Here is a 7,264-nt window from a genome sequence, read left to right as displayed (position 1 = left end):
CAGCCCAAGGTGCTGGGCGGTGTCGGCAAGCCGGCCTGGTTTCTCAATGGCCAGCGGCTGCGCTGGGACGGGGATCAGGTGCTGAGCGTGGCGGGTCGCTATCAGCTGGTGGTGGTGGATGAAGCAGGCAACAGCGACCGCATCGAGTTTCGTATGGTGCACCCCGATGGGGAGGCTGGCTCCATTATCCGGTGAGCATCCATCCCTGTTTACACCAGCCCATTCAGCCGGGGTGGCGCAGATGGCCGAGCCGGGTGAAGAAGTGTTGACTCTTGCGCTGGTGAAAGTGGCTCTTCTTGATGGGATGGAAGATGAGGTTGCTTTGGGGGTGGCTCGCTTTTAACTGGTGGAGCATCGCCACGGCGGGCAGGCTGGTGCTGACCAGGGTGGTCAGTGGCATGCAGAGGGTCTCTGGCCCAAGCAGTTGATTGAGCCCTTGCTGAGCCTGCTCAAAGCGGGTCAGGGCAGCCGGGTCGGCATAGCCGCTCCCCAGCATGGAGAGCAGCTCGTCGAGTGCCAGATGAAATTCGGCCAGTTGTTGGCGAAAGCCGCTGCGTCCGCGCAGAGCAATCAGCTCTGCAAACGGAATGTCGGCCAGGTGAGTGGGTACTTGCAACGGGATCTCGAGGTGAAAGCAATCCTGACCGCCGCGATTGTGGTAGCGGGATTCGAGCAGGTGGAGCAGGCGATCGAGATAGTCGTGATCGGTAATCAGCGCCCCGTCATTGGCGAGTGCCCACTCACGGGCAAGGCGCATGGAGAGCAGATTGGCAAAGCGCCGCGCCATTCTGATCCCCCCCTCGTCCTGGGTCGCAAAGCCGTGAATCAGGCAAAAGCCGTGCAGCCGCTCCAGCCCCGCCTGATCCGGGCAGAAGCAGTCGTGGTTGGCCTCCTGACGCCAGCGGGTGACCAGCTCCTTGTTGCCAAACACCTTGTGACGGACGAAATCGGGGGCCACCAGGCCGCTTATCTGGTTCTCCAGTTGCGGGGTAATGGCGGCAAAGAAGGCAGCATCGGGGCGCTCGGCCAAGAGGTCCGTCTCCTGAACGAGGGTCTGTTGCAGGGCGGTGAGACCGCTCTTTTCACTGACGGTGAAGACAAAGGCGAGCCGCTCCAGATAGAGCAGGGCAAATTTGAGCCACAGTTCATCCCGTACTTCCATGCCGGGGTAGTAGATGTAAGTCTTCATCGGATCAGTCTGTTGTCAAAAATCAGGCGAGGCGCAGGGTCGGGAATATACGCAAGATTACAGCCGCGCGGCAAACATTGCTTAATGGAATGTGAGCAAACGCTCATCCAGTAGGCGCTGGCCACAAAGTTCTGATATAATTCGCGCCCTTAAATCAAGGTCACCCGAGTCATTACCATGAAGTTCATTATCAAGTTGTTCCCGGAAATCACCATCAAGAGCAAGTCGGTTCGCCAGCGCTTTATCAAGATCCTGCAGGGCAATATCCGCAATGTCCTGCGCCGCTTCGACGACGACGCCCGCGTACGGATGGATTGGGACAAGCTGATAGTGAGCTCCCGCAACGACCAGTTCCGTGAACAGGCTATCGAAGCCCTGGCCTGTATTCCGGGCATTCAGGCCTTCCTCGAGGTACAGGCCAGCAAGTTTACCGATCTGCACGACATCTTCGAGCAGGTGAAAGCCGTGTGGGGCGACCAGCTCAAGGGCAAAACCTTCTGCGTGCGCGCCAAGCGCCACGGCAAGCATGAGTTCTCCTCCCTCGAGATTGAGCGTTACGTGGGCGGTGGTTTGAACCAGCACTGCGAAAGCAACGGTGTGCGCCTCAAGAACCCGGACGTGAAAATCAACCTCGAGATCGATGGTGAGGAGCTCTTCATCGTCAGCGCTATCCATCAGGGGCTGAGCGGCATGCCCATCGCTACCCAGGAAGATGTGCTGAGCCTCATTTCCGGCGGTTTTGACTCCGGCGTAGCCTCTTTCCAGTTCATCAAGCGCGGTTGCCGGGTGCACTACTGCTTCTTCAATCTGGGTGGTGCCGCCCACGAGATCGGCGTCAAGCAGGTGGCCTATCACCTGTGGAACCGCTTCGGCTCCTCCCACCGGGTACGTTTCACCGCGGTCGATTTCGAGCCGGTGGTCGCCGAGATCCTTGAGAAGATCGACAACGGCCAGATGGGGGTGGTACTCAAGCGGATGATGATGCGCGCCGCCGCCAAAGTGGCCGACGAATTCCAGATCCCGGCGCTGGTGACCGGCGAGTGTGTGGGTCAGGTTTCCAGCCAGACTCTCACCAACCTGAACGTCATCGATCGGGTGACCGACAAGGTGATCCTGCGCCCGCTCATCACCTGGGACAAACCGGACATCATCAGCGAAGCCCGCCGCATCGGTACTCTGGAGTTTGCCGAGACTATGCCGGAGTATTGTGGCGTCATCTCCAAGAAGCCGACCGTGAAGGCTGATCTGGCGCGCATTGAAGAGGAGGAGGGCAACTTCGACTTCGCCATTCTGGACAAGGTGGTGGCCGAGGCCCGTTACCTCGACATTCGTCGCATTGGTGAAGAGACCGCCGCCGAGGTGCAGGAAGTGGAGACTACCGCCGAGAGCGGTGACAACGAGGTGATCCTAGATATCCGCTCTGCCGATGAACACGACGAGAAGCCATTGCTGGTGGAAGGGCGTGAAGTCATGCATATCCCCTTCTTCAAGCTGGCGACCGCTTTTGGCGATCTGCCCAAGGAGAAGACCTACCTGCTCTACTGTGATCGCGGCGTGATGAGCAAGCTGCAGGCGCTTTACTTAAAAGAGAAGGGCTTTGCCAACGTCAAAGTTTACCGTCCGTAATTTGATGCTCTATCTTCAATAAAAAATCCGGCCAATGTGCCGGATTTTTTATTTCACAGAGTGAGTAATGACTATCAGGGACAGGGTACCGGGGTGAAGGAGTCTTGCCCCTGGCAACGCCAGCCCATCTCGGCTTCTCGCATCTGCCACAGGTTGTTGTTGCGATAGAGGGTCAGGATATAGAGCATGTCGCTCTTGCTGCCATCGAGGGCGACCGAGAGTACCAGATCATTGTCCAACTGCTGGGCATGGATGCGACTGGGTGTGTCGCTGTGGCCGACAAAACGTAGCGCCACTTCCCGATAATCATTTACCCAGCCTTGTTGTTGGCTGCTGGCTTGACGTATTACCTGATTGAACTGCTGCACCGGCGCTGAGGCCAGTCGTCCAAATACCACTTGTGCTTCGGCGTGAACTGCCGTCACGTTCGCCAGGAGGAGTGTGGTAAGCATACCGATTTTTCGCATGAGAAGTTCCGGCTAACAACGACTGCTTCTATGACAACAGAAAAGCCAATTTGGTTCAATGCAAGGCCACACCGCGGCATGATGGCGATGTGATCCTTGTGTTCAATTGCGTTGCAGCGAGAAGGTGGGCAGCGACAGATGCCAGTAGATAGCCGCAACCCGCAGACCAAATACAGCCGTCATGCAGATGAGCATGGCCGTTACCCTGTCCATGTTTGCTTCCAGCGCCAGGGTGTAGAGAATGCCGCCGAGGATACAGGCAGTAGCATAGATCTCCTTTTGCAGCACCATGGGCACCTCCCGCGCCAATACATCGCGGATCATGCCGCCAGCTACGCCAGTCATGGTGCCCATGATCACCGCAACCAGATCCGGAGTGCCGAAGTTGAGGGCTTTTTGGGCGCCGATCACGGTAAAGAGGGCCAGACCGAAGGCATCGGCCACCGGCAGCACATACCATGGCATTCTGCGGGGCAGTTTGACCATCCACATACCGATGAGTGCCGTTGCTATCACCACCCAGATGTAGAGAGGGTCACGTACCCAGAAAACGGGTGTAGCACCCAAGATCATATCACGGATGGTACCGCCCCCGATGGCGGTGACCGCAGCCAAAACCATGACGCCGAACCCGTCCATTCTGAGTCGACCAGCTACCAAAACCCCTGAAAACGCGAATACCGCAGTACCAAACATGTCGCTGATGTAAACAATCTGATCAACCAGTGTTTGCATGGAGAACAACTCACGCCAAATAATTGATGGGACAGCAATTTTAGGGGGTGGCGAGTTCAATCGCCAACTGTGCTCGATAAAATTGCGAGTCGATACGGAATTTTTTTCGCAGTCCGAACCATATGAGTCTCATGCATCCCGCACTTCCTGTTGTTGGCGGGGTTCAGCAGGGTTACGCCTGTCACAGATTTTGGCGCGATTTTTTTCTTAAGTTATCCCCTGATACGCCGATATATAAGGTAAGCGGCGTTAATGCGATGAAGCGTTGAAAAAAATGCTAAAGACATCGAAAAACTGGCCGTTAAATAAGACGCATCAGGTACAGAAAATAATAAAGCCTGAGCAAATAGAAGAGTAAATTTAATAGCTTAGGAGAATAGTCATGGGCCTTTATATTAACACCAACGTATCCTCGCTGAATGCTCAGCGTAATTTGACCAATGCGAACAAGTCGCTCGATTCCTCTTATACCAGACTGGCTTCCGGTCTGCGTATTAATAGCGCCAAGGATGATGCGGCTGGCTTGCAAATTTCCAACCGTTTGACCTCCCAGATCAATGGTCTTGATCAGGGTAACCGTAACGCCAACGATGGTATCTCGGTTGCCCAGACTGCTGAAGGGGCGATGGATGAAGTCACCGGTATGTTGCAGCGTATGCGCACCCTGGCTCAGCAATCGGCCAATGGATCAAACAACGCAGACGATCGCACGGCCCTTCAACAGGAGTACGATCAGTTAAAGACCGAAATCAACCGTATTGCCAATGACACCACATTTGGTGGTCAGAAGCTGCTCGATGGTAAATATACCGGCTCCTTCCAGGTGGGTGCCGATGCGGGCCAGACCATCACCTTCAAGATGACGTCGGCCTTTACCATCAGCGGTATTGCCAGTGCGACTAAAGATAGTGCAAAGATCGTCAAAAATACGGCGACAAGTTTATCCAAAGAGCCCTACAAGGTCAGCCTGACAGCTGGTACCGCCCTGAAGGCAAGTATGGTGAAGAGCATCACGGCGGCGAGCACCGCCCAACTGTCGATGGCCAACCTTGACTATATGATCAAGGCGGTGGACAGCAAGCGTGCCGAGTTGGGTGCAGTACAGAACCGCTTTGACTCCACCATTCGCAACCAGTCCAACGTATCGGAAAACGTCAGTGCCGCTCGTTCACGGATCCGTGATGCTGACTTTGCGGTGGAAACGGCCAACATGACCAAACAGAACATTCTGCAACAGGCCGCATCCAGTATCTTGTCGCAGTCCAACCAACGTCCGCAGTCTGCTCTGTCACTGTTACAGGGCTAATAAAAGAAAACAGGGCGGTTGTTCAGGCCGCCCTGGTCAAGAGATGGAACAAAGGGGTGTTCGGGTCGCACTCTGTTCTATCGGGAGAGATATAATTCTCTACTAGTAATGCCAAGTGTTGTCCAGCTGTTCAGTTCTGTCACGCTTGGTCATATTCTCCTGAGCATATGCTCATCTTTAGGCCGGTTTACCGGCCTCTTTTTATTGTGTCGCCAAATTGACGTCACTCTATCAGTTCATTGCATGAACTGTGCCAACACGTCTCATTTCATAAAAAGGGTCATCATCAGCTGCGAGTTGCACGCTGTTGCAGATCAATTCATCTTCAGTTGCCGCCTGCCGGAGAAAACTTGCCGCTTAAGGCAACAATTTTCCTAAAGCTTGTTTCTGCGCTGCCGTTAAATAAAGTGAAGCAATCGAGGGGTGTTCGGAATCCAACGTTTGCACTACTGCGGGTGACCTGTTCGTTCAAACAGACACCCGCCAGAAGAGACAGGCATGTTCAACCTGCTCTTCGAACGGTGGGCCGTCGTGCTGATTTGACGACGAAACCTGCAGTCGTATGTTCTTCGGGAGAAATTATTATGGCTATGTACATTAACACCAATACCTCATCACTGAACGCCCAGCGTAACCTGATGGGGACCAACAAGTCTCTGGACACATCCTATACCAGGCTCGCTTCTGGTTTGCGGATCAACAGTGCGAAAGATGACGCTGCCGGTTTGCAGATCTCCAACCGCTTGACCTCCCAGATCAATGGTCTGGATCAGGGTAACCGTAATGCTAACGATGGTATCTCGGTTGCGCAGACCGCCGAAGGGGCGATGGACGAAGTCTCTGGCATGCTGCAGCGCATGCGCACCCTGGCGCAGCAGTCTGCGAACGGATCTAACAACTCCGATGACCGTACCGCACTGCAACAGGAATACGATCAGCTCAAAACCGAGATCGACCGTATATCGAACGACACCACGTTTGGTGGCCAGAAGTTGCTCGATGGCAAATACACCGGATCCTTCCAGGTTGGAGCGGATGCCTCCCAGACCATCACCTTCAAAATGTCATCGGCTTTTACCATCAGCGGTATTGCCAGCGCGACTAAAGGCAGTGCCAAAATAGTCAAGAATACGGCGACCAGTTTGTCTAAAGAGCCCTACAAGGTCAGCCTGACAGCTGGTACCGCCTTGAAGGCCAGTATGGTGAAGAGCATCACGGCTGCGAGTACCGCGCAGTTGTCGATGGCGAACCTTGACTATATGATCAAGGCGGTTGACAGCAAACGCGCCGAGCTGGGTGCGGTGCAGAACCGTTTTGACTCCACCATTCGCAACCAGTCCAACGTTGCTGAAAACCTGAGCGCTGCACGTTCACGGGTTCGTGATGCCGACTTCGCCGTTGAAACCGCCAATATGACCAAGCAGAACATTTTGCAACAAGCTGCTTCCAGCATCTTGGCGCAGTCAAATCAAAGACCTCAATCGGCCTTATCCCTGCTGGGCTAAGAGTGAGCAAAATGAGATAAGAGAGGAGGGGCAATATGACAAGCGAAATAGGAAACCCGTCATCGGTCACTCCTTCTTCTCTTCAGTCCAATAGCAAGAGCGGCCAGCAGGCCGCTCCTTTGCTTTCTGGTGTACCCGAAGAGCAGCAGGTGACAACGGGAGCCTCGTTCCGAAATGGCGACAGAGTGGAGCACGCAAGCAACGTATCCACCCCGTCAACCATCGATGTGGAAAATGAGGTACAAAAATTGCAGGAATTCAGTCAATTACAAGGATGGACAGTTAGCTTTAGTGTAGAGAGGGACTTGGACAAGGTAGTCATTCGAGTGGTGGATGCGGATACGCGTACTGTGATTCGCCAGATCCCGAGTGAAGAGTTGCTCTCCATCAGTAAACGTCTTCAGTCATTGCGTGAGACCGATGGTAATTTGGGCTC

The 7,264-nt window shown here is 54.4% G+C and carries 8 protein-coding genes; 5 read left to right on the top strand and 3 right to left on the bottom strand.

The annotated features are described in order from the left end of the window. Positions 1–195, top strand: a 195-nt coding sequence (locus tag ACRAUW_RS15635; RefSeq protein WP_431363018.1) for a hypothetical protein, incomplete at its 5' end; no start/stop codon positions are given. A 28-nt stretch (positions 196–223) separates the two neighbouring features. Here ACRAUW_RS15635 and ACRAUW_RS15630 read toward each other — a convergent pair. Next, positions 224–1,189, bottom strand: a complete 966-nt coding sequence (locus ACRAUW_RS15630; RefSeq protein WP_431363017.1) for a hypothetical protein — start codon at positions 1,187–1,189, stop codon at positions 224–226. A gap of 177 nt (positions 1,190–1,366) precedes the next feature. Between ACRAUW_RS15630 and thiI the strand changes: the two genes are divergently transcribed. Beyond that, on the top strand, positions 1,367–2,815 hold the full coding sequence (thiI, locus tag ACRAUW_RS15625) for a tRNA uracil 4-sulfurtransferase ThiI (RefSeq protein WP_431363016.1): 1,449 nt from the start codon (positions 1,367–1,369) through the stop codon (positions 2,813–2,815). A 74-nt stretch (positions 2,816–2,889) separates the two neighbouring features. Here thiI and ACRAUW_RS15620 read toward each other — a convergent pair whose 3' ends face one another. After that, positions 2,890–3,282 (bottom strand): hypothetical protein, encoded by a 393-nt coding sequence (locus tag ACRAUW_RS15620; protein ID WP_431363015.1) that lies wholly within the window; start codon positions 3,280–3,282, stop codon positions 2,890–2,892. 102 nt (positions 3,283–3,384) lie between these two features. Continuing rightward, a complete protein-coding gene (locus ACRAUW_RS15615) occupies positions 3,385–4,017 on the bottom strand; it encodes a trimeric intracellular cation channel family protein (RefSeq protein ID WP_431363014.1) in 633 nt (210 codons plus the stop codon). A gap of 382 nt (positions 4,018–4,399) precedes the next feature. Here ACRAUW_RS15615 and flaB (ACRAUW_RS15610) point away from each other — a divergent pair, with 382 nt between their 5' ends. From flaB (ACRAUW_RS15610) to ACRAUW_RS15600, 3 genes are all read left to right on the top strand, one after another. Next, positions 4,400–5,323 (top strand): flagellin B, encoded by a 924-nt coding sequence (flaB, locus tag ACRAUW_RS15610; RefSeq protein ID WP_431363013.1) that lies wholly within the window; start codon positions 4,400–4,402, stop codon positions 5,321–5,323. Between the two features lie 584 nt (positions 5,324–5,907). Beyond that, on the top strand, positions 5,908–6,828 hold the full coding sequence (gene flaB / locus ACRAUW_RS15605) for a flagellin B (protein WP_431363012.1): 921 nt from the start codon (positions 5,908–5,910) through the stop codon (positions 6,826–6,828). A gap of 35 nt (positions 6,829–6,863) precedes the next feature. Next, positions 6,864–7,264, top strand: a 401-nt coding sequence (locus ACRAUW_RS15600; protein ID WP_431363011.1) for a flagellar protein FlaG, incomplete at its 3' end; no start/stop codon positions are given.

It is taken from the genome of Aeromonas sp. (assembly GCF_050633025.1).
Classification (GTDB): domain Bacteria; phylum Pseudomonadota; class Gammaproteobacteria; order Enterobacterales; family Aeromonadaceae; genus Aeromonas.
The sequence above is the reverse complement of the archived record's forward strand: the minus strand, read 5'-3'. Positions and strand labels throughout refer to the sequence as shown.